The organism is Microbulbifer variabilis (genome assembly GCF_052467165.1).
Genome location: NZ_CP174301.1, coordinates 2671355 through 2695996, shown reverse-complemented (window position 1 = coordinate 2695996; position 24642 = coordinate 2671355). Strand labels below are relative to the sequence as shown.

Annotated in this window: 22 protein-coding genes and 4 pseudogenes; 8 read left to right on the top strand and 18 right to left on the bottom strand. The window is 45.8% G+C overall.

Translation table 11 applies throughout. The features are described from left to right. Positions 1-18: 18 nt before the first annotated feature. Positions 19-1965, bottom strand: a complete 1947-nt coding sequence (locus tag ACJJIP_RS11945) for a S9 family peptidase (RefSeq protein WP_444945200.1) — start codon at positions 1963-1965, stop codon at positions 19-21. 286 nt (positions 1966-2251) lie between these two features. Here ACJJIP_RS11945 and ACJJIP_RS11940 point away from each other — a divergent pair, with 286 nt between their 5' ends. Beyond that, positions 2252-3106, top strand: a complete 855-nt coding sequence (locus ACJJIP_RS11940) for a beta-keto acid cleavage family enzyme (RefSeq protein WP_020415060.1) — start codon at positions 2252-2254, stop codon at positions 3104-3106. Between the two features lie 181 nt (positions 3107-3287). After that, the gene (locus ACJJIP_RS11935) at positions 3288-4760 is read left to right on the top strand and encodes an alanine/glycine:cation symporter family protein (protein WP_020415061.1); all 1473 of its coding nucleotides are present in this window, start codon (positions 3288-3290) and stop codon (positions 4758-4760) included. Between the two features lie 202 nt (positions 4761-4962). On the opposite strand, the gene ACJJIP_RS11930 is transcribed toward ACJJIP_RS11935, so the two are convergent. Together ACJJIP_RS11930 and ACJJIP_RS11925 are read right to left on the bottom strand one after the other, a co-directional pair. Next, positions 4963-6999 (bottom strand): acyl-CoA synthetase, encoded by a 2037-nt coding sequence (locus ACJJIP_RS11930; RefSeq protein ID WP_444945199.1) that lies wholly within the window; start codon positions 6997-6999, stop codon positions 4963-4965. An 82-nt stretch (positions 7000-7081) separates the two neighbouring features. Beyond that, entirely contained in the window at positions 7082-7462 is a 381-nt protein-coding gene (locus tag ACJJIP_RS11925; RefSeq protein ID WP_282950848.1) for a tautomerase family protein, read from the bottom strand. A 665-nt stretch (positions 7463-8127) separates the two neighbouring features. On the opposite strand from ACJJIP_RS11925, the gene ACJJIP_RS11920 reads away from it, so the two are divergent. Beyond that, a complete protein-coding gene (locus tag ACJJIP_RS11920; RefSeq protein WP_020415065.1) occupies positions 8128-8559 on the top strand; it encodes a winged helix-turn-helix transcriptional regulator in 432 nt (143 codons plus the stop codon). A 132-nt stretch (positions 8560-8691) separates the two neighbouring features. On the opposite strand, the gene ACJJIP_RS11915 is transcribed toward ACJJIP_RS11920, so the two are convergent. Together ACJJIP_RS11915 and ACJJIP_RS11910 are read right to left on the bottom strand one after the other, a co-directional pair. After that, the gene (locus ACJJIP_RS11915) at positions 8692-9066 is read right to left on the bottom strand and encodes a SirB2 family protein (protein WP_444945198.1); all 375 of its coding nucleotides are present in this window, start codon (positions 9064-9066) and stop codon (positions 8692-8694) included. Between the two features lie 340 nt (positions 9067-9406). Further along, positions 9407-10825 carry a CAP domain-containing protein gene (locus tag ACJJIP_RS11910; protein WP_444945197.1) on the bottom strand — a complete coding sequence of 473 codons (1419 nt, stop codon included), beginning with the start codon at positions 10823-10825 and terminating at the stop codon, positions 9407-9409. 273 nt (positions 10826-11098) lie between these two features. On the opposite strand from ACJJIP_RS11910, the gene ACJJIP_RS11905 reads away from it, so the two are divergent. Further along, the gene (locus ACJJIP_RS11905) at positions 11099-11236 is read left to right on the top strand and encodes a winged helix-turn-helix transcriptional regulator (protein WP_169337142.1); all 138 of its coding nucleotides are present in this window, start codon (positions 11099-11101) and stop codon (positions 11234-11236) included. A gap of 428 nt (positions 11237-11664) precedes the next feature. On the opposite strand, the gene ACJJIP_RS11900 is transcribed toward ACJJIP_RS11905, so the two are convergent. Continuing rightward, the gene (locus tag ACJJIP_RS11900; protein ID WP_444945196.1) at positions 11665-12690 is read right to left on the bottom strand and encodes an alpha/beta fold hydrolase; all 1026 of its coding nucleotides are present in this window, start codon (positions 12688-12690) and stop codon (positions 11665-11667) included. Between the two features lie 291 nt (positions 12691-12981). Further along, the gene (locus ACJJIP_RS11895) at positions 12982-13146 is read right to left on the bottom strand and encodes a serine hydrolase (RefSeq protein WP_444945195.1); all 165 of its coding nucleotides are present in this window, start codon (positions 13144-13146) and stop codon (positions 12982-12984) included. A 355-nt stretch (positions 13147-13501) separates the two neighbouring features. Between ACJJIP_RS11895 and ACJJIP_RS11890 the strand changes: the two genes are divergently transcribed. The 3 genes from ACJJIP_RS11890 to ACJJIP_RS11880 all read left to right on the top strand — a co-directional run bounded on the left by ACJJIP_RS11890 (position 13502) and on the right by ACJJIP_RS11880 (position 16886). Beyond that, positions 13502-14509, top strand: coding sequence for a zinc-dependent alcohol dehydrogenase family protein (locus ACJJIP_RS11890; protein ID WP_444945194.1), 1008 nt, complete (start codon positions 13502-13504; stop codon positions 14507-14509). 358 nt (positions 14510-14867) lie between these two features. Further along, a complete protein-coding gene (locus ACJJIP_RS11885) occupies positions 14868-15809 on the top strand; it encodes an antibiotic biosynthesis monooxygenase (RefSeq protein WP_020415072.1) in 942 nt (313 codons plus the stop codon). Between the two features lie 126 nt (positions 15810-15935). Further along, the gene (locus ACJJIP_RS11880; protein ID WP_444945193.1) at positions 15936-16886 is read left to right on the top strand and encodes a DUF5996 family protein; all 951 of its coding nucleotides are present in this window, start codon (positions 15936-15938) and stop codon (positions 16884-16886) included. A gap of 165 nt (positions 16887-17051) precedes the next feature. Here ACJJIP_RS11880 and ACJJIP_RS11875 read toward each other — a convergent pair. The 4 genes and pseudogenes from ACJJIP_RS11875 to ACJJIP_RS11860 form a co-directional block, all read right to left on the bottom strand. Further along, a pseudogene (locus ACJJIP_RS11875) lies at positions 17052-17784 on the bottom strand (IS3 family transposase); the annotation flags it as partial. Positions 17785-18087: 303 nt separating this feature from the next. Continuing rightward, a complete protein-coding gene (locus ACJJIP_RS11870) occupies positions 18088-18789 on the bottom strand; it encodes a hypothetical protein (protein ID WP_444945192.1) in 702 nt (233 codons plus the stop codon). A 24-nt stretch (positions 18790-18813) separates the two neighbouring features. Then, positions 18814-19491 (bottom strand): hypothetical protein, encoded by a 678-nt coding sequence (locus tag ACJJIP_RS11865; protein WP_444945191.1) that lies wholly within the window; start codon positions 19489-19491, stop codon positions 18814-18816. 632 nt (positions 19492-20123) lie between these two features. Continuing rightward, positions 20124-20213 carry a transposase gene (locus ACJJIP_RS11860; protein WP_169337143.1) on the bottom strand — a complete coding sequence of 30 codons (90 nt, stop codon included), beginning with the start codon at positions 20211-20213 and terminating at the stop codon, positions 20124-20126. Between ACJJIP_RS11860 and ACJJIP_RS11855 the strand changes: the two genes are divergently transcribed. Then, positions 20178-20327, top strand: coding sequence for a hypothetical protein (locus tag ACJJIP_RS11855; protein ID WP_444946944.1), 150 nt, complete (start codon positions 20178-20180; stop codon positions 20325-20327). The genes ACJJIP_RS11860 and ACJJIP_RS11855 overlap by 36 nt on opposite strands. Here ACJJIP_RS11855 and ACJJIP_RS11850 read toward each other — a convergent pair. From ACJJIP_RS11850 to ACJJIP_RS11820, 7 genes and pseudogenes are all read right to left on the bottom strand, one after another. Beyond that, the gene (locus ACJJIP_RS11850; protein ID WP_157533701.1) at positions 20268-20423 is read right to left on the bottom strand and encodes a hypothetical protein; all 156 of its coding nucleotides are present in this window, start codon (positions 20421-20423) and stop codon (positions 20268-20270) included. The two genes, ACJJIP_RS11855 and ACJJIP_RS11850, sit on opposite strands and share 60 nt — an antisense overlap. A gap of 22 nt (positions 20424-20445) precedes the next feature. Next, on the bottom strand, positions 20446-21051 hold the full coding sequence (locus ACJJIP_RS11845; protein ID WP_282950838.1) for a hypothetical protein: 606 nt from the start codon (positions 21049-21051) through the stop codon (positions 20446-20448). A 483-nt stretch (positions 21052-21534) separates the two neighbouring features. Then, positions 21535-22026, bottom strand: coding sequence for an IS66 family transposase (locus tag ACJJIP_RS11840; RefSeq protein WP_444945190.1), 492 nt, complete (start codon positions 22024-22026; stop codon positions 21535-21537). Beyond that, positions 22013-22630, bottom strand: a pseudogene (locus tag ACJJIP_RS11835) (IS66 family transposase). The gene ACJJIP_RS11840 and the pseudogene ACJJIP_RS11835 overlap by 14 nt, the downstream one beginning before the upstream one ends. Positions 22631-22946: 316 nt before the next feature. Beyond that, positions 22947-23201 (bottom strand): annotated as a pseudogene (tnpB, locus tag ACJJIP_RS11830) (IS66 family insertion sequence element accessory protein TnpB); the annotation flags it as partial. A gap of 206 nt (positions 23202-23407) precedes the next feature. Continuing rightward, positions 23408-23527 (bottom strand): annotated as a pseudogene (gene tnpA / locus ACJJIP_RS11825) (IS66 family insertion sequence element accessory protein TnpA); the annotation flags it as partial. 156 nt (positions 23528-23683) lie between these two features. Beyond that, positions 23684-24607 (bottom strand): haloalkane dehalogenase, encoded by a 924-nt coding sequence (locus ACJJIP_RS11820; RefSeq protein WP_444945189.1) that lies wholly within the window; start codon positions 24605-24607, stop codon positions 23684-23686. Positions 24608-24642 lie beyond the last annotated feature (35 nt).

Sequence of the window (24642 nt, the reverse complement as noted above, 5' to 3'; positions counted from 1 at the left end):
AACTGTAGGGATGCGCTGCTAAAGGTTTTCAATGGTGATTCCTGGGCCGGCTTCTGCCAGCGGAAACTTGAATATACGACTATAGAACTCGAGTTCGCCTTCAAGTGCCATCTTGATGCTGTCGCCACTCCTGAATCCGTGTCCTTCATTGGTGAAGGTGATATAAGAAACGGGAATGCCACGCTCTTTGAGGGCTTTTACCATGGTTTCTGCCTGGTTGGGCGGTACTACCTTATCTTCCATACCCTGAAAGAAGATTACCGGGCAGCTCAGCTGCTCCACATGATTGATGGGAGAGCGCTCATAATAAATATGCTCGGCAGATGGCCAGGGGCCCACCAGTTTATCCAGGTAGCGGGATTCAAATTTGTGTGTGTCTTTGGCAAGGCTGCTCAATTCACCGATGCCATAATGGCTGGCGCCGGCCTTAAAGGTGTCGTGATAGGTGAGTGCGGCGAGTACTGTATAACCGCCAGCACTGCCGCCTTTAATTAACAGCCGTTCAGGATCTGCCAGACCTCGGTCAACCAGGTACTCGGCACCTGCACAGACGTCCTCGACATCATAAATTCCCCATTTATCGGTGAGGCGATCTCGATATTCACGCCCATATCCTGTGCTGCCGGAATAGTTTACATCCAGAATGGCAAAGCCGCGGCTGGTCCAATATTGCACTTTTAAGTTGAGGCCTGCTGAAGTGGCACCTGTGGGGCCGCCATGGCTAAATACAATCAGTGGGGGCTTATCGCCTTCGGGGGCTGAGTAGCTGGGGTTGTGTGGAGGATAGTAAAAGCCATGGACGTCGCGGTCGTTTACCGTAAAGGTAATTGCCTGGGCGTTGGAGAAGAGATTGGTTGGCAAGGTGCGGCTGTTACTGCTGGCTATAGGTTCTAAAGTGCGCATAGCTGAGTCAAAAGTGACAACCGCTGGAAAACTGTCGGTGCCAGCGGCAATCATAATGGCTTTGCCATCTTCACAGTGCAGGCTTTCAATATCGCAATAGGGCTGTTCGATAGTGTGGTGCTTACCGGTGCGGGTATTCAGGGTGGCCAGATACCAGCGGCCGTTCTCTGTGTAAGTACACAGAATTTCTTCCTCGCTGATAAAACCGTAGGTAGACATGCCGAATACCCATTGGGGTGTGGCGAATTCTGCATTTTTTTCCCACAGGGGAGTTTCTTGCCCCAGCTGGTACAGGTTCCACCAGTTGTTGCGGTCAGAAACATAAACCAGCTCCCCCTGTGGGGACCATTGCGGTTGAAATATGGATTCGTTCTGCCCGCCGGCCACTTGCGTGACTCCGGTAACTACCCCTTGTGTATTCAAGTCGGCAAGGCACAGTTCGGTGGCATCCCAGGGGAGGTTGGGGTGATGCCAGCGCAGGAAGCTCAGCTTGCTGCCGTCGGCATTCAGGGCCGGGTTTGAATAAAAATCAGCACCTTCCTGTAATACTTCGGGAGTTGTATCCAGTGGTTTTTGCAGGTCGATCGCAATGATACGAGCACGCGCTTCAGCGCCTTGCTCGTGGCCGCTGTCGTCTTCCTCGATACAGATCAGGCGGTTTCTTTTTTTATCCAGAATTAAGTCTGCGTAGCGCGAGCTATTTTCTGGAGTAATGGCTTCGGGCAGGGTGCTGTCGAGTTTCATGCGGTAGATACGCTGGTCTTCCGCTAACACAAAGTAGAGCGTATCCCTACTCACCAGGTAGCTGCCGCCACCGTATTCGTGGGCTTTGGAGCGCACACTCACAGGGGCGGGAGTGAGGTCCTTGCGGCCATCTTTTGGGCAGTATTGCACCAGGACATTGCGGCCTTTCTCTAATGGTCGCGACTCCAGCCAGTAATAGCGCCCATCTACCAGAGTGGCTTCCCCTAGGCGCACACTGCCCTCTACAAGAAGTTCAGCGCTGATTGCAGATTTCCAGCTGCCATAGGGGGCGGTAATTGTCATGGGGACCTCGCTCATTGGTTAGTTATTTCCTTATTTGGTTTCTTGCATTCTGCCGGCCCTGTAAAGAGGGCACAAGGTGCCTTTCTAAGGGCAGATGCCTGTGATAGGCTGCAATAACCAAGCAAGCGCTTGGTGTGATCAATAACAATGATCAACTGATTTTTAGGGATACTGCCTTGAAGATCTTGTACCTAGTGACGGTGCAGATACTTCGAGAAAGGCAATCAATGGATTTTGAATAGATCCTTCGACTTGCCAGGTTGACCGCGGCCCAAATAAAGATAATTCAGGAGAGCCTGCGATGTCTGATGAAGTTGTAATTACTTGCGCCCTGACAGGGGTGCTCACCAACCCCCAGCAGCACCCGGTTCCGGTTACCCCAAAGGAAATGGCAATCTCTGCGCGGGAAGCCTTTGATGCCGGTGCTTCGGTTATGCATGTACATTTTCGTGCCCAGGAGCCGGGTAAGGGGCATCTGCCCAGCTGGGACCCGCAAGTGGCATTGGAAATAGCCGATGCAATTCGCGAAAAGTGTCCCGGTGTTATTTTAAATTTTTCCACTGGCACTATAGGCAGGGACCAGCGAGGCCCATTGGAGTGTGTACGCGCCGGCAAACCGGAAATTGCTGCCTGTAATGCTGGCAGCCTGAATTACCTGAAGGCGCGCTCTAATGGCACCTGGGCCTGGCCGCCCATGGTTTTTGATAACCCGGTAGACAAGGTGGAGGAGCTACTGGAAGTTTGCCGTGAGACAGGTACCCGGCCAGAGTTTGAGTGTTTTGATCTCGGTATTGTGCGCTCGGTGGGCATGTATGCAGATGTAGGTATGGTGGATAAGCCCAATTACAATCTGGTGATGGGGGTGGCTTCGGGAATGCCCGCAGACCCGGAACTGCTGGAGCTTATGCCGAAATATATGAAGCCAAATAGCCTGTGGCAGAGTACGGTGATCGGGCGTGAGGAAATCTGGCCCGTGCATCGCAAAACAGCGGAGCTGGGCGGGAACCTGCGCTCAGGGGTGGAAGATACCTTTTACCTGCCTGGAGGGGAGCGTACTAGCGGTAATGGCCAGCTGATTGAGGCGCTGGCTGTTATTGCGGAGGAGCGTGGCCGTAAAGTGGTATCTCCAGAGCGAGCGCGGGAAATTTTCTGTTAAGACCTTCCTATTTATGGTGATGCCGTGGCGGGTGAATTTTATGCTGCGGCAGGCCTTTCCTCTTTATTCCTTTGACTCCTGCTGAAAATCAATCTGCCTGGGGACTGCTAGTCTTATTACCAGCCTGGGTGTCGCCGGTACCATGGGTGAATAAAAAGTAAGCCGTCAAAGGGAGTGGTGGATGCAAGCGCTTCTGGACCAATTAATCAGGGTGATTGACTGGGCCAACCTGTTTCTATGGGGGGGAGTTGCCGGCATTTGGTGGTTGGGAATTTTGATCATGGCCTTATTGCCGGCCGGCCTCTACTTTTCCATTCGTACCCGCTTTATCCAGTTCAGGCACTTTGGCCATATGGTGAAGGTTATGGTGCGCGGTATCCATAAAGAGCATCCCGGTTCAATTTCTGCTTTTCAGGCATTTGCCACCAGTGCTGCGGCCCGTATTGGTACCGGGAGCCTTGCGGGCGTTGCGGTTGCCATTACTGCTGGGGGGCCGGGTGCCGTATTCTGGATGTGGATGGTGGGCTGGCTGGGGATGGCGACCAGTATGGTTGAAAATACCCTTGCTCAGGTTTACAAGGAAAAAGGGGAGCAGCCGGGAACGTTCCGCGGTGGGCCTGCTTACTACATCGAAAAGGGGCTCGGGCCAAACTGGAGGTGGTTATCAGTCACCTTTTCTATATTCCTGTTGATGTGTTACGGCTTTATTTTCAACTCAGTGCAGTCAAATGCCATGGCCCAGGCAATCAACGATGCCTGGGGAATTAACCCGCTGTTAGTAGGGTTTGTGGTGGCCTTGGTTGCGGCGATTATTGTGTTTGGTGGTATACGCTCTATCGCAAGCTTTGCGGGAATTGTAGTGCCCTTTATGGCGATCGCCTATCTGTTAGTGGCTCTGGCAATCTTGATCGTCAATATTGCCGAGTTACCAAAAGTACTCGCTACTATTTTGAAAAGTGCTTTCGGACTGACTGAGGCTGGCGCAGGTGTACTGGGGGCAGTGGTTTCCAATGGTATTAAGCGAGGACTATTTGCCAATGAGGCCGGGTTGGGGTCTTCGCCAAATGTTGGTGCTGCCGCCGATGTAAAGCATCCATTGGTGCAGGGTTATGTGCAAATGGCTTCGGTATTCCTGGATACTATTGTAATTTGTAGCTGTACGGCGGCGATTATTCTGGTTGCCGATGTTTATATGGTGGGGAATGTTGAAGGAGTAAAGCTGGCCCAGGACTCGTTAGCTAGTGAGGTGGGCTCCTGGGGAAGCGGATTTATTGCCTTTGCGCTGCTGTTCTTTGCGTTCACTTCGATTATTGGTAATTACTATTATGGTGAAACCAATATTTTTTATCTTTACCACACGCGCACCTCTATATTCTGTTATCGCATTGTTTTCCTGATATTTATCCTCTTTGGTGCCTGGGTTTCCTTCAGCGGCAGTGCTGAGAATTTTACCTTGCTTTGGCGCATGGCTGATGTGTCAATGGGATTTATGGCTTCGACAAATATCCTGGCTATTATTTTGCTTTCAGGCATTGCATTCAAAGTTCTAGCGGACTATGAAGAGCAATTAAATCGAGGAATTAAGGAGCCAGTTTTTGATGCCAGCAAGTATGATATTAAAGGGATTGACCATGAGGTGTGGGATAGAAAATAAGAATTTACATTATTAACATCTGTAAAAGATTTATATCCAGTAGAAATGATAATAACCACAAAAAATAAAGTAAATAATTTTGCTCAATATCATTGATAGTTCTTACTGGATAAGCAAAACCCTATTCCAATATTTCTAAATTCTATTTTAGTGAGTGGAAAGAGGGGCTATCTATTGAAAGTCCCTCCATTTTATTGGGATGTTAGACAATTTCGTATTTAAATGTATATGGAGCGAGCTGTTCAGAGAGATGGTTCTGGAGGTTTGAATTTCCCCGAGTGGAGACCCTGGCAATAGTTCCAAGTATTTTATCCTGCTCTACTTTTACCTCAGTATCAGCAGTGACAATATCTGTATCCTGGTTGAGCTGCCTGATAATACCCTCAACACATAAGCGGATTTCTTCCATCTCTAATGCAGGTTTGAAGATCTTGCCAACTGCAGTAGTGGGGAGCGCTGTGCGCAGTACAATTTTCTTTGGAATAGCTGCGCGTTCAGTAATGTTCTCCCTGGCGTAACTGGTAATTTCTTCCAGTAGGGTTTGGGCAGAGGAATTCATTACAATCTCATTCTCTTGGGTTGTGAGAGAATCGACGGCATCATCGGATAACATGACATAGGCGACGGGAATTTCTCCCGCATAAGCATCAGGAGTGCCTACCGCTGCCGCCATGGCAACAGATGGGTGCTGACAAAGGATTTCTTCGATCAGCTTGGGTTCAATATTATGCCCGCCGCGCACAATTAATTCCTTCTTGCGGCCGGTGAGCCAAAAGTACCCATCTTCATCCTGCCTGCCCAGGTCTCCGGTATTTAACCAGCGGCGCCCCTGGTCATCGTGGACCCAAATCCCCCTGTTGTGCTCAGGATTGAGATACCCATTAAATACATTGTCACCGTAAATAATCAGGCTCCCGATTTCATTTGTCCGGCTATAACGGGTGAAATTCCCTTGTTCATCCAGCTGCGCACTTTGAATCATTTGCTGCGGTAAACGTAGCCCTATAGAACCGACCTTTTTGGTTCCATATGGGGGAGTGATGCTGCTGGCACAGGTGCCCTCCGTTAAGCCATACCCCTCGACAATCTGTACACCAGTTATTCGCTCAAAAGCATTAAATACTTCTACGGGCATAGGGGCTGCACCGCACAGGGCCATCTGCAGAGAGGATATATCGCATTGATTTACTGGCTGTTGGAGTAGGGCGGAATAAACTGTAGGTACAGCGCTAAAACTATTCACTCGATATAGCTCGATGATCCTCCAAAAATTGGTAAACACACCTTCTCCCCTGTAGCCTTGGGGAGTCATTAATACAACTTCACAGCCATTGATAAAGGCTGCAAGTCCAGTCACTATTGCTGCATTTACATGAAACAACGGCAGTCCGCAAAGAATCACCTTTCCTGGATTCATAATATCGCCTGCGACAAGGCTAATACTTTTCGCGTTGGCTAATTCATTACCGTGGGTATGTGTTGCAATTTTGGGTAAGCCTGTTGTACCTCCGGTACAAAAAAGGGAGGCAATATCATCACTATTAATGCTGCGTTTGAAATTCAAACGGTTGGAATTCTGTTTTTTTATGGCCGCTTGAAATTGTATTCGTTGTTTTCCCTCCAGCGACTGCAATTGTCTGCGGTATTGATATTGTATGATTTTAGCTGCAAAACCTTTAAACCCGCGGGCGTGATAGGCGGGATCTACATGGAGAATGCTTTTAACTCCCGGCAGGTCGGTCAAAATACTCTCAATTTTTTCGAAAAGATCGGTGCCGGGGAAAGGGCTCAGGGTGACAATTGCTTTTGCTTGGCTATGCTGCAACAGCTCTTTTATCTGTTTGGCTTCCAGCAAGGGATTGATTGCCAATACTCTGGCTGATGCTTCTGCCCCCCATAAAACATAGTGTGTTTCGGGCAGGTTTGGCAGTATGTAGGCTACTGTATCGGTTTCTTCAATACCAATACTTCTAAATAAGTTAGCTGTTTGAATGATGCGCTCGGCCAGCACTTGATAGCTGATTTTTACCGGTTTTTCATAATCATGCCCAGTGAGAAAGAAAGAAACTGCAGTTTGCTGAGAGTAGCGTTCACAGGATGCCATTAATGCATCAAAGGTGTTGCCAGTAAACTTTTCCGAGATCTCTTTAAGGTGAGTAAAATCATAGCCTTCTGGTTGCTTGTCTGTTCCAAGGTAGGCTTCCAGAGCCTCGATGTCTTTCAAGGTTGAGGTGGACATAGTATGACTCCCTGTCTGCGGGCTAGCGCCTGGCAGTATTGTGTTATTCATTATTCTGGGGTGTGTGAAAGTCAGCTCAGACCTAGCCCAGTTGTCGGGCAAGCCACTCTTGCTCTTGCCCGGGCTCCGGCATCACAGCGCCTCCCTCGATAACCCAGCTTGCGGGAACATCAACAAGGTCTACCGAGCAGCGAGAGCGGGGGCAGCACAAAATCTGGGAAGCTGAGTTAACAAAGGCACTGGCCAACTCTGACTTGATTTTATCGCTACGGCCTGAGCGAATGGAACCCAGGATATGGACAATGTTTCTTGAGCGCAGGTGAACGCCTCGGCTGAATACAACTTGTACGAATTGTGCAGGTGCGCCGGTAATGGAGCAGTGCGCTTCGGTAATTGCGGATACCAATGCCTGTTGATCAGAGTCCAATAGTGGCCGTTTAGTGGAAATTGTGTATAGGGGCATTTTTATCTCCTATAAGTTGATGTGTGTTTTGAATTGCCCCGAGGCGCTTTTGGATTTCACTAAGCGTATTAGTGTCTTGCCAATAAATGCTAATTGCCTTAGCGGAGACATGCGCTTGCGATTTGTGCTTAGGAATTCTTTGCTGAGCGAATGGTCCGGGGCTGTAATGACGACCTCGTATGTATCTCTTCCTGTTACTGAACACCACTGGTCAAGCAGCCTGTATAAAAATGAGTGCCGTAAAGTATTGGTAGTTCCATCGGGTAGGGGGGCCATAAAGGTGGCCGCTGACGATTGCTTACCCTCCATAAATGCCTGATTAACTGGCACTTCCATCCATACAACCCTGGGTGCTACACGTGGGTTCATATGATCCTGATAAGCCAGATTAATGGTGAACTCCAGCTTCTGTTTTTCGTGGTTAGTTAAGGTCCCCTCGATAAAAGAGCACAAAACAATAGGTTTGAATCGCATTATCTGTCCATTAGGTTGCATTATGGAACTTATTAAGCGTCAATAAGTTCTAAAATGCAACTATTTGTTAATAGTGAAAGCGTATCAAGCAATAACTTTTAGTTATATCTGAGCCTATTGAGAGGTTCGGGAGAGTTTTGTAATGAAACTTCCTATGAGACTATGGCGCCCTGGGCTACTACAGGACTGTTATGAGAGAGAAGAAACCCGCTGTTCAATGTGCGATCGAAGAGGCGCTTTCTGTAATTGGGGATCGCTGGAGTCTGCTTATTGTTCGCGACGTACTGAGAGGGGTGAACCGGTTTGACTCACTGCAGGAGAGCCTGCAAATTTCCAGAAATATTCTTACCCAAAGATTAAATACCCTGGAAGAAGCTGGCATTCTGGTTAAGATCCCAATCAAACCCGGAGCGCGCCGCATGCTCTATAACGCAACCCCGAAGTGCTTTGCGCTGGTTCCTACTTTGGTTTCTCTGATCGACTGGAGTGCCCGCTGGTCTGAAAAGCCAGATACACGGTGGGCCCGTGTCATTGATAAAAGGACTGGGGAGCCTGTGACAGTGGATTTGGTTGGAAATGATGGTGAGCCGGTTTCCCTGTTGGACTTGGACTTAACGTACTAGGGGCTGTTCTCGCCAGGTCGGTTGCGGGTAACCTGATTGAACTGGTTGATAATTGCCACTGCTTCTACTGCATAGCATGGGGTTACAAGATTGCTATCTGCCGGGAGACGTGTACCCGGCAGGAAAGATTATTTAGAGGGAAGGCTTGTTTATTGCCAAATAGAAAATTAAAGCGGCCTGCACTACTGCCAGAACAATCGCAATAATACGGGTACGCTGCGTAGAAGACTGCTTTAAAGCAAAAAAACCGGCGATTATATAACCAAATACCAAGGCTATTTTCACCGCAAGCCAATGGTAAATGGCTGGATTCCAGCTGCCGATTACTACCAGTGCGATAGCCGCACTTAGCAGAACAGTGTCATTCACATGGGGTATCCAGCGCAATGGAGTTTGCCGCCATGCAGTATTTCTGCTGAGATCCAGGCTGCTACGTAGTAGAAAGAGAGTGATACTCAGAACTGCGGCAAAAACATGGGTATGTTTTATCAGGGTATAACTAACCATCGATAAGGCTACTTCATTTTCCCGAGGGTAACGTCCGGAAATTGTAATTTGGAACGTGCCTGTTGAATGAGCACACGCTAGTGATAGCAGATGGTAACGAGTAAACAGTCGACCCTGCAACTGGATTAGGGGCTTAAGTAAGCTCCGATTATACGGAACTTCGATACAAGGTAGCGATACGAAACGCTTACTCTGTTTAATACGAGGCACTTTTCGGGCCAAAGGAGGTACTGACTATTATGGGATATGAGTCGCAGTAGTCCAGACTTGGCCTGACAGAACATCTTTTGAAAAACCGATAACTGTCAGCTCAGGTATGAACTACTACATTTAAGGTATCCTAATCTAAGGAAACCTTAATAACTGAAAATTCAGAACTATTCTCTGCTAGATCAATGGCTTGAATATAGTAATCAATTTCAGAAATACCTTCGGGGATATTTTCATCAATAAACTCGGGTTTCCAGGTTCGACCTACGTAACCATTTAAATTTGGAAGCTGCCTATATATTGCATAATGGCCGATTCCATAATCATCCTGTGAATTCTCCCATTTAAAGTGTACAGCGCCGTTCAAAATTTCATAAGTGATGCCTGTTACATCAGAAGGCGGGGTAATGTCATCACTTTTATTACAAAGCTTTTCATATCGACCTAATCCATCGTGGCATTGATCAGGTTTGTCTTGAATTTGGCCGCTTGACAAAAATTCACTGCTCTTGCCTCCAACACACAAATTTTCATGGCATTGGTTGGTATCAAAATTTGCCCTGCATTTAGAGCATAATCCTAAATAGCCCTCATTAAATGGTTTTTTAGATGCATCCCTTTCTGGCCAATATGTGCACACAACCTGTATGGCGCCATCTTCATAGTTTGGGTTCCCAGTACCAGCTATTCCGGTATTGCAGTTGGCGACAGCGCAACCGATATATCGAGTTTCATTATTACAAACTTGAGCCCAATGACCACAATGTTCACCATAACAAGCATTGGTTTCCCAATCATAACTAGTATTTTCGTAATACCAATCAAACACTGCACCTTTCCAAGTTGAAATGTCGTAGTTGGAAGCAGGAGGGTTGTGTGTAAAGAGAGCAATATTTTCTGTGGCATATTTTCCACCTGCCAAACTCTCACTATTGTAGGAGGTTAAATGTCTAACAGAGTCATAGGCATCTCGAATACCTTGAGGCCCCCCGTAATGACCATTGTAACAACTGAGCGCTCGTTGTTTGGCCATTTCTTCAAGCGCAGGGTCCCAAAAAACTTTGATCATGTCTGAGGCTGACTCTGGTCCGTTCATTCCGCTACCTTCTCCACTAGCACACTTAGAGCGGTAGTCATTATGTGCATCCAGTAAAGCCTGTTTTTCTAACTGCGATAACTCATGAATGTAGTTATCGTCTCTCGGGTCAGGTTCTGGCTCTGGCTCTGGTTCTGGTTCTGGTTCTGGTTCTGGTTCTGGTTCTGGTTCTGGTTCTGGTTCTGGTTCTGGTTCTGGCTCTGGCTGTGGCTCTGGGTTAGTAGGGTTGTCTAAATCAGGAGTGGACTCACCACCCCCACCTCCACAGGCAGCAAGAAGCACACAAGCTAGTAAAAGGGGAGTGATCTTCTTTATGTTGAGTGAAATCGAAAATATTTTGGTTGAAATTTTCACAGGAATATCCATCCATACCACCCTTGGCGTTACAGGCTTAATTAAAAGGCCTTGGTAAATTCGATATATGATTTGCTTCTGCGTATTTTTTGAGGTCATGTAAAGACCCCTCTGTGGAAGAGCACAAAACAGTGGGTTTGGATCGCATCATCTGTCTCATGGGTTGCATTTTGGAACTAATTTAATGATCATAAGTTCCAAAATGCAACTAAAATTATTGAAAGTGGAAGGTATATCACAATATTTTTTTGGTTTTATATGGATCAATTGGGGAGACACAGGAAACTTTTGTAATGAAACTTCCTCTGAGGCTATGGCGCCCTGGGTTATCACAGGACTGTTGCGAGAGAGAAGAAATCCGCTTTTCAATGTGTGATTGAAGAGGCGCTTTCTGTAATTGGGGATCGCTGGAGTCTGCTTATTGTCTGTGATGCATTAAGAGGAGTAAATCGGTTTGATTCATTGCAAGAGACCCTGCAAGGTTCCAGAAATATTCTTACCCAAAGATGATATACCCTGGAAGAAGCTGACATTCTGGTTAAGATCCCAATCAAGCCCGGAGCGCACCGCTTGCTCTATATAACGCAACCCAGAAATGCTTTGCGCTGGTTCCTACTTTGGTTTCTCTGATCGACTGGAGTGAAAGGTCAAATACACAGTGGTCCCTTGTAATTGATGAAAGGATGGGGGAGCCTGTGACAGTGGATTTGGCTGGAAAAGATGATAAGCCGGTTACCCTGTTGGATCAGGACTTAAAGTGCTGGGGCCGTTACAGCCAGGTCGGTTGCGGGTGATCTGGTTGAATCCTATATTGTATTCAGACCTAAGGCTGCTATTAAGGGAGCTAAACTATTTCTGTACGGTACTTCACGAATTGAAACAGCAAATTCGGTCCATTCATAATTGAAGAAACAGCTGTAACTTTGTTTTCCGTTGTATCAATTGTTGGTGTCCAGGAATTCTAGAACCTCCTCCATCCATGTCTCCACATATACCGGCGCCATGGCATGCCCCATACCATCCACCCACAGCGTTTTTACATTTGGAATACGCGCAGCATATTTTTTGGCATGAGCGATATTCAAGAGTGGATCTTTATCGCCATGGATAACAAGTACAGGGACTTCCAGTTTTTCAAGACGCTGCAATCGTGAACCCGAGAGAGAGATAGCAGTGGCCTGTTGAGTGGGTAGTTGGGGGTCAAATCCCTTCCTGTGACGTAACTCGTAAAGAGTGGTGCGAGTGATATGCTCTACGTCAAAGCCCCCCTGTCCCTGGAGAAAGTGATAGGTGCTGGCCATAAGCCTAACCATGCCTTCCTCTGAGCCACTTAGCCCGTAGCGCAGGAATAACCGAAGCACACTGTATTTAAATGCGTGCTCCACGGGGAGTTCGGGATCATTTACGTAGCCTGAAGACATAATTGAACTGAGGCTTCTCAGGCGGGCAGGGTGATGCAGAGCCATTTCCTGGGCAATCATTCCGCCCATAGAGGCCCCCATCACATGGGCCTGCTGAATTCCCAGGGTATTCATAACCTCAATATTATCCTGCATCATGTCGCTGAGATCATAAGCGGTCTCTTTACTCCAGTTATGAACGCGGCTGGAAGCACCGCAACCACGGTTGTCTGTGAGTAACACTTGGTAGCCCGCGGCGAGCAGGGGTTCATAGACTTTGGGTGGCCAATATAATGAAGAGGAGCCCAGTCCATTGATTAATAGAACAGTCCCACGGACAGGTTGTTCCGCAGGGGCTTTGAGTTGATACCAGATATTGATGTCCCCGGAGCGTACGAAGCCGCTGTCGTCTGACGCCAGAGGGGGCAGTGGTTGGTTTAGGGTTCGTTGCAGGCGTTGCTCTATATCTTCGGGAAGCGGGGGAACAGTAATGACCCAAACGACGCAGGAGAGGCCTAAAAGTAATAACAGTGTGCCCACTGTTAAAGCGGTTTTTTTGATCAACGTAATCCTCCTGAGAGCACCTATCCGGTGCTGCTGTAAAGATAAATTACAAGGAGTATTGGTTGCTAGCTTCGCATAAGTAAGTCACCGGTGTCACTCAATCCTTACGACATTTGTCATTTATTTTTTCAACGACAGGACAGCGAATGGACTGCTAGCACTATTTATTTCTGTGCTATTGGAAATGTCATCGCACTTTTAGTGGGTTTGTTTAAGTTTGTACCGCACTGGTGCCCGCTAGACTGGCAACATCCTAATAAATCAGGTCAATTAGATCTGAGCCATCAAAGCCTAGTAGCCTTGAGGGTGGGGCCTGGATAAAAGGTTAGTTACCTGAGTGTGATCCATTTGCAGAGGTCCAAAGATATTTTCGTTCAAATATTCTACAAAGGATTTCTTGGTAACCTGTTCGAAAACAGCAGATTGGATATCGTGTCCACTATTGCTGAAATTCAAGGTGGGATGGGCTTTAGCAGTACTTTTACTGAGTCAGTATGTCCCAATGAATCATTATTTTATCTCACCTATTGAAAATTGTGAGGCTAATTCTCTGTTCAATAAGTTCTCGTTTTACATTTCGGCAAGAATTTAGAGGTATGGGGTTGATAGGCAAATATTAACCTTTTTAATGTGAACAATGTTTATGCACTCTCTGGGATTCCAATTATGTAGAGTAGCTCTAGCTTTCTCTTATTCACAGTCTCGATATCCTTGAACAATTGGCATTAGTAAGTAGACTGCCAACAGGCTTGGTGATAGCCATCACCCTGAACCACCAGAGAAAATATCAGTAAAAAAAGGATACGGCGACATGCTGAAAGCGGAATATCGTGAACGTGGCCCAGTGCCACAGGATGTAATTGAAGCTGTTTCATTTGATGTGCCCGAATTAGAGGATGGCCAGGTTCTGTTGGAAATGCTGGCTGCGCCAATCAACCCCTCTGATGTCCTCACTTTAACTGGGCAATATGGCATGCTGCCGCCGTTACCGGCTATTGGCGGCAACGAGGGTATTGCGAAAGTGATTAAGCAAGGACCTAATGTGAGTGGCCCTGCAATTGGCCAGACTGTTCTTCTGCCGGTGGGAAGTGGTACCTGGGCTACGCATATGGTTGCAGATGCCAAAGGACTAATCCCGCTGCCCAATGATGTAGATCCTGTGCAGCTATCCATGATCACCATCAACCCACCTACTGCTTATCTTTTGTTGAGCGAGTTTGTTGACCTCAAAGAAGGGGACTGGGTGATCCAGAACGCCGCCAATTCTGGTGTGGGGTCTTATCTCACCTCATTGGCGAAGCTCCGGGGTCTTAAAGTAGTGAATGTTGTACGCCGGGCCTCCCTGGTGGAGCCATTACTTGCTGCGGGGGCAGATGTGGTATTGGTAGACGGCGAGGTTGATGGAAAGAGCCTTGCGCAAAGAGTGGAAGCTGCCACCGATGGGGCTAAGATCCAGTTGGGAATTGATGCTGTTGGCGGGATGGCGACCGCCCGCCTGGGTGAGACGCTTTGTGAAGGTGCTACGTTGGTGAACTATGGTGCTCTCAGTGGTGAGCCTTGCCTGCTGGCTCCAGGCATTATTATATTCAAAGATATCACCGTGAGGGGCTTCTGGCTGGCCAAGTGGTTTGCTACCGCCTCTCCGGAGCGACAGAAAGAAGTGTTTGGAACTATTACTGGGCTAGTGGCAGAAGGAAAATTATCCGCTCCTGTTCATGAGACCTATCCAGTCAAGGATATCAAAGAGGCCGTAAGAGTTGCGGCGGCGGGAGAACGCAATGGTAAGGTGCTCTTAGTGGGGGAGAATCTACCCAATTAAATTTTAATAAAAGACCAGCGTGAGTCTGCAGATCACAAACGCCACAGATTTCTTGTGGCGTTTATTTACGAGATGATTTTTTTTGTTTAAGAGACATACTTATCTAGAACAGCTTTACGATGAATGTAAGACGTCCGGCTGTATACATTTAAGGCTTCTTGGCCGTTAGAGGACTCTTATCGCATGGCCCTTTAGCCTTGGCAATATTGCCCATTTTGCTTACCCTTACCCTTGCGTCACAATTCCTTGAGCTGAATAAGTTTATCGATTATTGAATAATGGGCACCTGCTTAGACGACAGGTACCCGGAAAGTTGTGATTTACCCCGTACTTCCTTGAATATCTTGGTAACTGGTTGGTGGCCAACTTTAAATCGAATGCCAGCGTAATCCTGTCCCAAAAGGTTCCTGCCTGCAGAAACTGTGACTACTGCCTATGGCATGAAAAGTTTTCTGATATAGCTCTTCATTGTGATGGGCTTATTGAAGCAAGCCTGATTGAGCCTATCGTAGGTGTTCAAGAAGAGTGGGTCCAACTATTTCAGTTCGAGGCTGTGGAACAGTTAAATATTTTTTTAAAGAAAGCTGACTTACGATCAGTCTTGTCTGCCTGTGAAGAGGAGTTTGGAGCAAAAATACAGCAGCAAGTGATTGTTAATACCAAGCAGATGACTGTTCCAGCCACTATTGTGGTCTTTGAGCGTGTTAAACCTGACCGTATTCGGGGCTATAAAAAGTGGCTTGGGAAGATTGGGGAGGCTGCAGAAAGTCATCCAGGATTTCTTGGAAGAGAACTTCTAAAACCCATTAAGGGGTTACAGGATGACTGGGTAATTATTATTCGATTTGATTCCGAGGAAAACCTCAATCTTTGGTTGTCATCTCCCATCCACAAAGTGCTTATGGAGGAAGCAGAGTCTTTTCTAGAGCGCGTACAATATAAAAAAATTGGGAGAGGTTTTGAGGATTGGCTTGCCCATGCCAGAGGTATAAAAAATAGTGCGTTGCCTCCCCAATGGAAAATGGCGATGCTCATTATTCTCGCGCTCTACCCAATTATTATGCTGATCTCAATTTGGATTCTGCCTTTAATGGAAAATTGGAAGTCAGCAATGTCACTTTTTGTTTCTAGTCTTATTAGTGTTTCAGTCCTGACTTGGGTGGCAATGCCGATTGTGACGAGGGTATTTAGTTTTTGGCTCTCTGGAGGGGAAGAGGTAAAGACAAAAACGACGATTATAGGGGCGTCTATCGTAGTCTTACTTTATTTGATGGCAATCCTTCTATTTGTATCGTTGTAAGAAGTGACAATACTCAAGCATATCTATTGTCCATGAAATCTACCTGGTTCTGCCAATATTCTCTGCCGGGTCTATAAAGTAACTTCAGAACTAAGATAAAACTTGGATTTTCAAGAGGACAAATTCGTGAAGAATCCTGTCAATCGCTCCAAAAGCACGGATTGGCCCGACATTTCATTTGCGCAATGGTCAGAAACGGCATCAACTTTACATATGTGGACCCAAATAGTAGGAAAAATTCGCTTGGTGCAGACCCCATGGACCAATCATTCCTGGCATGTGCCACTGTATGTAACAGCAAAGGGGTTGGATACTTCGCTGATTCCATACAATGGTAAGGCTTTTACTATAGAGTTTGACTTCGTCGACCATCAATTATTGATTATAGTCTCAGACGGTAATAGCCGCTCTATACCTTTGAAACCGCAATCTGTTGCTGCTTTTTATCGAAAGATAATGCACTCAATGAAAGACCTTGGACTTCCAGTAGCAATTTTTACCACCCCTAGTGAAGTCGCTGATGGAGTCCCCTTTGAAGAGGATGAAAAGCACTGCCATTATGATCGGGAATATGCCACTCGCTTCTGGCGGGCCCTGGTACAGATGGATCGAGTGTTTAAGGAATTCCGCTCTCGGTTTATTGGTAAGTGCAGCCCTGTTCATTTTTTCTGGGGAAGTTTTGATATGGCAGTAACCCGCTTCTCAGGAAGGGAAGCTCCGCCACATCCGGGTGGAGTACCTCATTTTCCCGACTGGGCTGCTCGTGAGGCCTACTCCCATGAGGTGAGTAGTGCAGGTTTTTGGCCCGGGGGAGGTGGTGTTGAAAGTGCATCTTTTTATTCTTATTGCTACCCTGCGCCAGAAAATTATTCTGCTCAGAAGGTGAAGCCTGCCTCTGCCTTTTATTCGGAAAAGCTGGGAGAGTTCATACTTTCATATGATGAGGTCAGGAATGCGAGTTCACCAGATGAATTGTTATTGGAATTTCTACAAAGTACCTATGAGGCAGCAGCTAACAGTGCTGCCTGGGATAGAAATGTGCTGGAAAAGGACTTTACACTTGAAATAAATGGGTGATTATTCCGGATTGTAGGCTGTGTTGATTTGGACTCACTGGAATATCACAGCATCTCCAGATGCTTGATTAGCGGAAGCAAGTCAATGCGCCGCTTAATAGCTGCCGAGAGTGCTATAGCCACTACACCAGTGTGATTGGCTTTTCATGGCAATACCGGTGAAAAGCAGAATGGTAGCCAGGTAACACCAGCTCGAACCAGCCCAGATATAGGTGATATCACCACACCAAACTTGATTGGGTTTTTCTACATTAAATCGACGATCAAATTTATTCGGTATATCTAAATGCTCGACTGTTGCTTTCTTATATCTATGGGCCAGGTTACTTACAAACCAAGCCGGCCTCATACATTAGCCTTCGGGCTTTAAAGCGTCCGATTGGAATTCCCTGCTCATAAAGTAAACCTACGATTGTACGACTACCTGCAGAGCTACGGCTGCGCTGAAAGAGCTCACTGATTTTGGAGCGAAGCTGCATTCTGGGCGTATCAACGACATCCTTCCGTTTCCTGTATTCGTAGTAGCATGATCGAGGTATTCCAAACGCTTTACAGACCTGTTCTACGGACTCATGCTCACTTAATCGGTCTATCAGCGCGTACAATTCATCTCGTCGGACATCAAAAGAGCGGTAACCTTTTTTAGTATCTCTTTCTCCCTTTCTAGGCGATTGATACGGACTTCAAGCTCCTGAATTTCCTGTTGCTCAGTGGTAAGTGCACTATTTACAGGTGCGTTACCCCCACGCTCTGACTCTAGCTGCTTCATCCAACGGCGGGGCCGTTGTACCAACATCCAGTGAGTGGGCCGATTCAGCTATTGAGTAACCTTGATCTACTACCAAACGAGCAGCATCTAATTTAAATTCAGGAGAAAAGGATCGACGTTGTCTACTCATTGAACGCCTCTATTTTCGGTGGCAACTTTACCACCTAAATTGGTGTCCGGGTTTAGTAAACCACTACAGACTACTTGCTGGTTTATATACGGCCTAAGCGCAAAACCCATAAGACACCCTCAATACATGCTCGGCTATCAATGGGCTTTGGGCCTCCCCTTCCTACGTTTTAGCTGGGGAATGCAGGGTTCAAATTTCCACTGGTCGTCGGTCAACTCTGACTTGAATCGGCTCACAACCACCCGTCTTTTTACTCTATGAGTGTGCGAGAATAGCCGATTGCAAGTTATGAAACAGCCTCTATTAATCTTCACTGATATTACACGGATCGACATGAAGATTCCATAAATCATAAACCCCTTGGGCTTGATCGAAGTCAATTAAATTAGGCCCCTGATCAAAATGGGTAATTGCGACAAAGGTGCGCAGGTTGGTTTCGATAGTGAACTCTCCGCCGCATTGACTGTTATCAAGATGTTGCTTGATATCAACCATTTGGTTGTCGAACGAATCGCTATAGGGGTAATCAGAGAATTCATGTCCTTCATAGATTGCTGAATCATTGACAGAAAAATACTGATCTGGAAATTCATGCCTTACCTGTGATAGCAAAAATCCATACTTTGTAATTACAAATGAGCCAGCAGCTGAAAACCCCGCATTCGTAAGCTGAGATTGATTGTCAACGACAATTTTATATTTGAGGTAGCAATTTTTTTCATCAAAATATTTTTCATTAGCATAATCGGCGTCGGATATGGCTGCTTGCATTTCTTTATTGGTGAAATCAATCCTTATCAAATCACCTTCGCCCGGAGCTCTTTGTTTTATCTCTATATTGCTATTTACGCAATCGCCCTCCTGGGCAATCAGTTCAATATTGTAGGGGTCTGAACCCCTTTGGTTATATTGATTGTCGTATGCTACGCTGGCATTCACGGCCCCTGAATTAAAACAGATCAGCGATATTACAAGTGTTACATACATTATATAGGCTTTAAGCATAATAAGTCTCCGTCTATTAATACATCAGGATTGTAAAGGTGGGGTGGGGTCGCATTCTTCAAAAGTCATTCTTGAGTGATCCACAAAAGCTTCGTTTATTTGAATAAAACCCGGTGAGTCGGGGGCATATTGAAACTCTGAATATATACTAGCCTCAATAGAGACAGGTTTGCCGCAATCGTCCTCATCTGGACTATCGCTTGGTGGATGTTTGGTTGCTAGAGTGACATCCAAGTCAAATGATTCTTCTCGTATTTCATTCTCTGGAGCTATCACGATAAGTTGTTCAGATTGGCTGAGCGAACTGTTGTTGTATCTAAGCCTGACCCGAGCTGCAGCAATCGAACTACTTTTAACGAGGTAGTTTCCTTTGACACTAAACTGCAATGACTTCAGACGAATGTTGTTTTTTGTAGGTAAGATCAAGACAAAGAAGTCTAATTCACAACTTTTCTTATCAGTAACTCCAACACTCTTTAATTCGTCAGTGAAGTTTACGTGCATATAGGGGAATCCCTCTGCATCGTTATCAATGACGATATCAGTAAACTGACAATCAAACTGTTGGTTTTGCAGTATTACTGCATAATTTACGTCTTTCAATGCTTCTTGTGCATTCGGTACGGATGTAAAACACAATATTGCAATAAAGGCGATCAATTTTTTCGGCGATAGTCGGTGCCGGTTAGTATTCTTCAACATACCAAATCCTTCTTTTCAAATAAGCTTCTAGTAAATCGCTGAATAATATATGTCTCTATTGTTAAACTTTGTCTTCGGCTTTCAGTCCAAAGCATGATGACGTGGCGGTATAGGTTACTTACCGCTACTCATAGCAATTAGCCTAATTTTTACACCTTATCTATTTAAGGTGATTCTTAGAATTGTGTGAATAATTGAGTTGTCATATCCAGCTTTCTATAGACAAAAGGATGCTATTTCTAAAACTCTCGAATGATCAGAAGCTCCTCTCTCTGGATTTTATACCTTGGATTTTCGAATTCAGCCCCTTCGCAACACCGTTACTAATTGGATCCTAAAAGTAGGTCAGCAGGTTGGACAAGTGCCATTTCAGAATTTGTGCAACCTTATTTATCGGATTCATTCCCCTGCGTATCGCCCAGCTTTACCAGCGTTCAAAGAACCTCTCGGTTGTAATTCTGCTCATACATTGCCAAAAATTGCGAAATAGGTCTATGATCAAACAGGTGCGCGCTACTTCCAGGACAGGGTCCTTTAAATGCATAATTTTTTTCCGTCAATTTTTCGCTTACACTACTCGGAGTTGGTCAACAAAAAATATTTACTTCTAGATAAACGCTTGTCACCTTTTTTCAGTAAATCCCCCTGCTCGCTTGATCAACTGCCTTGTTGAGGTGCAGGCGAATATGAAAGCGGTCGAGGACAATGGTCGCACCGGGCAAACAGTGGCCAACATCACTGCAAAAAGCCTTCCACTGTATCCAATTCACTTCTACCTACTCACCGGCGATATCAAGATCGACATCACTCATATTCCATTCAGATTGAACACCTAAGAGTTGCGAGTAGTGGTCTTCAATCTGAATGGGCTGCTTATCCTGATGTAACTGGCAGTTTCGATGAATACATGACCAATTATATTGGATTTTCACACTATTCTACGAAGAACCTCATTTAAAAACATGGAACACAGACAACTGTTGCTAACTTAAAGGTGCCATTACCTTGGTCGAGGTTTGTGATAGCTGGAGAAGCATCGCTAACTGGTCGGTAAGTTATTTCACTATACAGATCAGTCTCTACGAAAACTGATTGACCACACTGGCCTAAACCTGAAGTTGTAGTTGCGATAACATTGTCAAAACTGTCGCTTTTTATTTCTCCGGCACCAAACCAGGATTTTTGGTCTGAAAAAGTTTGGTTTTGATTGTTAACACGATTTCTCACTCTGGCTGCATTGATGGAATTAGGGCTAGTGAGATAGTTGCCAGCTGTTGAGAACTCGATTGCTGCAATCTTGTACCCTGGGAATGGAGTTATTTTATAGTCGACCTCACAAGATTTTTTTATGGTTGTTTGGCTAGTTCCACCTGCAAGAAGTGCCTGCATTTCATTCTGGAGAAAATCAAGCCTTATCACATTAGCTCCAGGGGGAGAGGTAATTGGTGTGTTCGCACAATCGAACTGTTGTTGAACCACATTAACAGAGAAGTTATTTGCATAAGAGGCGGCAGATGCCGTCGCTAAAATAGACAGCGAAAAAATAGTTAAAGCTTTCATAGTTTTCCCTTTGATAGGTTTGGCCATTTATCCTTAATAGTGCCTAATGAAAAGATAAGGATTATTAAAGATACAAAGCTACTTTGTAGCGTTAGTTAATATTTGTGACTTGAAGTAATTAATATAAATGAATGACTAACAATTAGGAAGAGGTAAATGTAAGGAAAGGCACAAGAATGCGGTCTGGCTATAAATCACATGCCATAGTCTTTTAGCAGTTATTATTTGTTCAATATTAATGCTGTAACAAATATAAATAAAATAAGTTTCATCTCAGTGATATTTGCGGAGTGGCCTTAATGGGAATGGTTTCATCAAGAAATGCCCCCTAGTCAATAATTCACAGATGTAGCAAAAAACTATTTTAAATAAACGTCACCGATCCAAGTCTTTTGTGTACACATAATGTTCATTATGTGACGTAATCAGATACTCCAGGCTGCATTTAGGCTGGGTATATTCATAGCGTTTGAAAATTAGGTTTTACAAAGAGTCATTTTTTTTGCCAATGGATACATTCAAGTTAGGCCCCTGAAGGCCCAGCCAGAAAACCCCAAAAATGAGTATCGGAAATCGATAAAGATGGTAAGGGCAAGGCTGTGGATCTTGGAAGTGCGAATCAAACTGAAGTGCAGAGCATAGTGCTCTAGCGTCATTGACCGAAGATGCCAACAGGAATTTTTTACGTGCCATCACAAAGGGTTTGATTTCCGGCTCTGTTAGATTGTTATCGATTTCCAAGTGATCATCGCTGAGGAATTCACAAAGCCCATTCCAGTATTTCAGACAGTAATTTACTGCATTACCCTGAGGGAATTTGAATAGCACTTGTAAATGGTGCTTATCCAGCCAGCACTTAAAGGAGGTCATGATGGGTTTGGATTCTTGCTGTCGTAATTCATGCCTTTGTTTCGATGATAGATGGTTGTCTTTGGCTTTCCTTTTAACCCGATAGAGCTTCTTATAAAACTGCATTGCCCGTTTTGCCAGTCCATCCCCCCTGCGCTGCTCTCGCTATGGATTTGAGTTTTCGACGGGCATGTGCATTGTAATGATTTGGGTTTACAGCTGTCTGCTCAAATAACAACTCAAAAAATGGATCAGCATCACAATGCAGCGTGCCTTTAAAGCCGACAAATCCGTCATTTACATCATTATTGTGATCCGAGACATTATATTCATAGAGGATAGCTTCCTTTCCCGGAGGACCGCCTCGGAAACAGTAGGCATAAGATTTTCGGCTTGCTGGCCGGCCAGGTTCATTAAGAACTTGGAGTGATGTGGCATTCAAAGCCCCAATATCCTAGCCAATGACGTCATCTTTTAGCAAATTGATCAGTGGTTGTAGGGGAGTAGCACAATCGATAACAGTATGAGCCATGGTTTGATGGGTGAAACTAAAGCCGGCATGGGTCTCAAACTGTTTTTCCAGGTGATAGAACGGCTGACGATCATCAAGGTTGCTGGCTATGAGGTGGGCTAGAACGGATTCGGTAAACTTATTCTTAGGTAGGATATGCTTTGGCTTGGGAGCAATAACTATTTGGCCTGCACAGCCTTTGGGACAGGTAACCTTCACCGACAACTCGACAATCACCTCATATATTGGGGATATGTAGTTCAAGCGCTCATGACGTTCGTAATAAACGAGATTCTTTTGGCAGCCACATGCACAGGTTTTATCCTGTTCTGAGGCGGGGATTACCACCTCTTTTCTTGGCAGTTGCTCGGCAAAGATTTTCTTTGTTTTTTTATGACGCTTGTGTGTCGCAATACTAACCACATCGTCCTGGTCTTTGTCGCCATCAGCCTCGTTTTCCTCTACAGAACCTTCATCCCGAACTTCTGTACTGTTGAATAGTAACCCCTGGGGATCTTCAGGGTCTTCTTATTGCTTAGAGCGTCGACCAAAGAGAGAGCGCTATAGTTATTTGAATTGAAATAATAGCTGACTGTAAGCCTTTCCAAATCTCATTTCGCTTATAAAGGAGCCAAAATCTATTATCTTCACAATAGAGCATACGAATTTTATCGGCCTTTTTATTGCGAAAGACAAAGAGCTGACCGGGTGTCGGATCTTTGTGTAACGTATCAGCCACCAACAGCACGATACCATCAATCTGATTGAGAAAATCGATCGGCTGACGGTAAAACCAGACTTGGTGTTAAACAGCAGCCACATCGTATTTACAGGTCCATAAGGCCAGGAGTTTGCGCCAACAACATCGGACTGTTGATCACCAGCTTTATGCCATTGGGGAGCTCTAATACACCCAGGTTTCCCGTAGTGGCTGTAGGGGCTTGATATCCACGGGAACAAAGTCGGGGATATCAGACACAGGCGTTTGTCAGATAGTTTGCGGTACCAGTAGGGGAACTGGCTGTAGTTTAGGTTGTGCTTACGGGTATAAGCGCGCTTGGATTGAGAGCTTTTCTCGTAGGCGCTGACATGACTTTGCCACTGCTGCTGATGCATGGGGCTTCCCACCGAAGTTGATGGAGGGGGCATCATGCCAGTCTGCCAAAGCAAGTTGAATAATGTGGTTCATGTACCGCTTACCGATTACTTTTAGAATGTTTAGATGATAAGAAACCGGGCTCTGTATAAGCCCGGCAGCTGCAATCAAACATTTTAGTTTGTAGTTACTGGTGAAGAAAGTTTAAAGTGGGCGAGGGCCCTTTCAGCAATCTCCTTGCCATACTCCTGCACAAAATGGCCGGCCTCTTCAATCTTGAGTGGTTCCGGGCAGTTTTTGATGGTACTCCTTAGCATTTCCATTACATTTTCACCGAGCACAGCGTCTCTCATTCCAATCGCCATAAAACTATCCCCGTCCCAGTCCTTGGACCAGAATTTCCGAGCTCTAAGCCCAAGTTCTACACCCTCCATGCCGGGATCGACCGGTACAATCGATGGGAAGCGACGCACCCCGGCTTTGTACCTGTTGTCGGGATAGGGGGCATCATAAGCCACTATATCGAAGAGGTTGACTTCAGATCGGGCATCGCTTGCTATCAACCCGCCAACAGGGATTTCTGGCACTCCGACTGAGAAGTTGCGCCAATGGTAGAATCCCTCCGAGGCTCCATCTCCCGCTGCTATAGCAGTATTCATTACCAATAATCGGGTAAACCTGCCTGGCATATCCATAGGGAGTGTGAGCCCTAGAAGCCCTCCCCAATCCTGGCAAACCAAAGTGATGTTCCTCAGATCGAGGTATTCAATCAGGCGCATCAAGCTATTGCGGTGAAAGTTAAAGGTGTAAGTATCTTCGTTTATCGGCTTATCAGACCGCCCAAACCCGAAGAGGTCTGGTGCAATAACCCTATGCCCAGCTTCGACAAATACTGGAATCATTTTCCGATAAAGATAGCTCCAGCTGGGTTCTCCGTGCAGGCACAGAAAAGTTGTTTCTGCCGCTGGCTCTCCTGCATCAATGTAAGCCATACGCATGGCATCGAAGCCTTCGAGACTGTCGATATAATTTGGTTGATAGGGAAATCCGGGCAGCAGGGAAAAACGCTCTTCGGGTGTTCTTAATCGCTCAATAGACATGGGTAACCCTCTTTTGCGTGAAAAGTAGGCAAGCG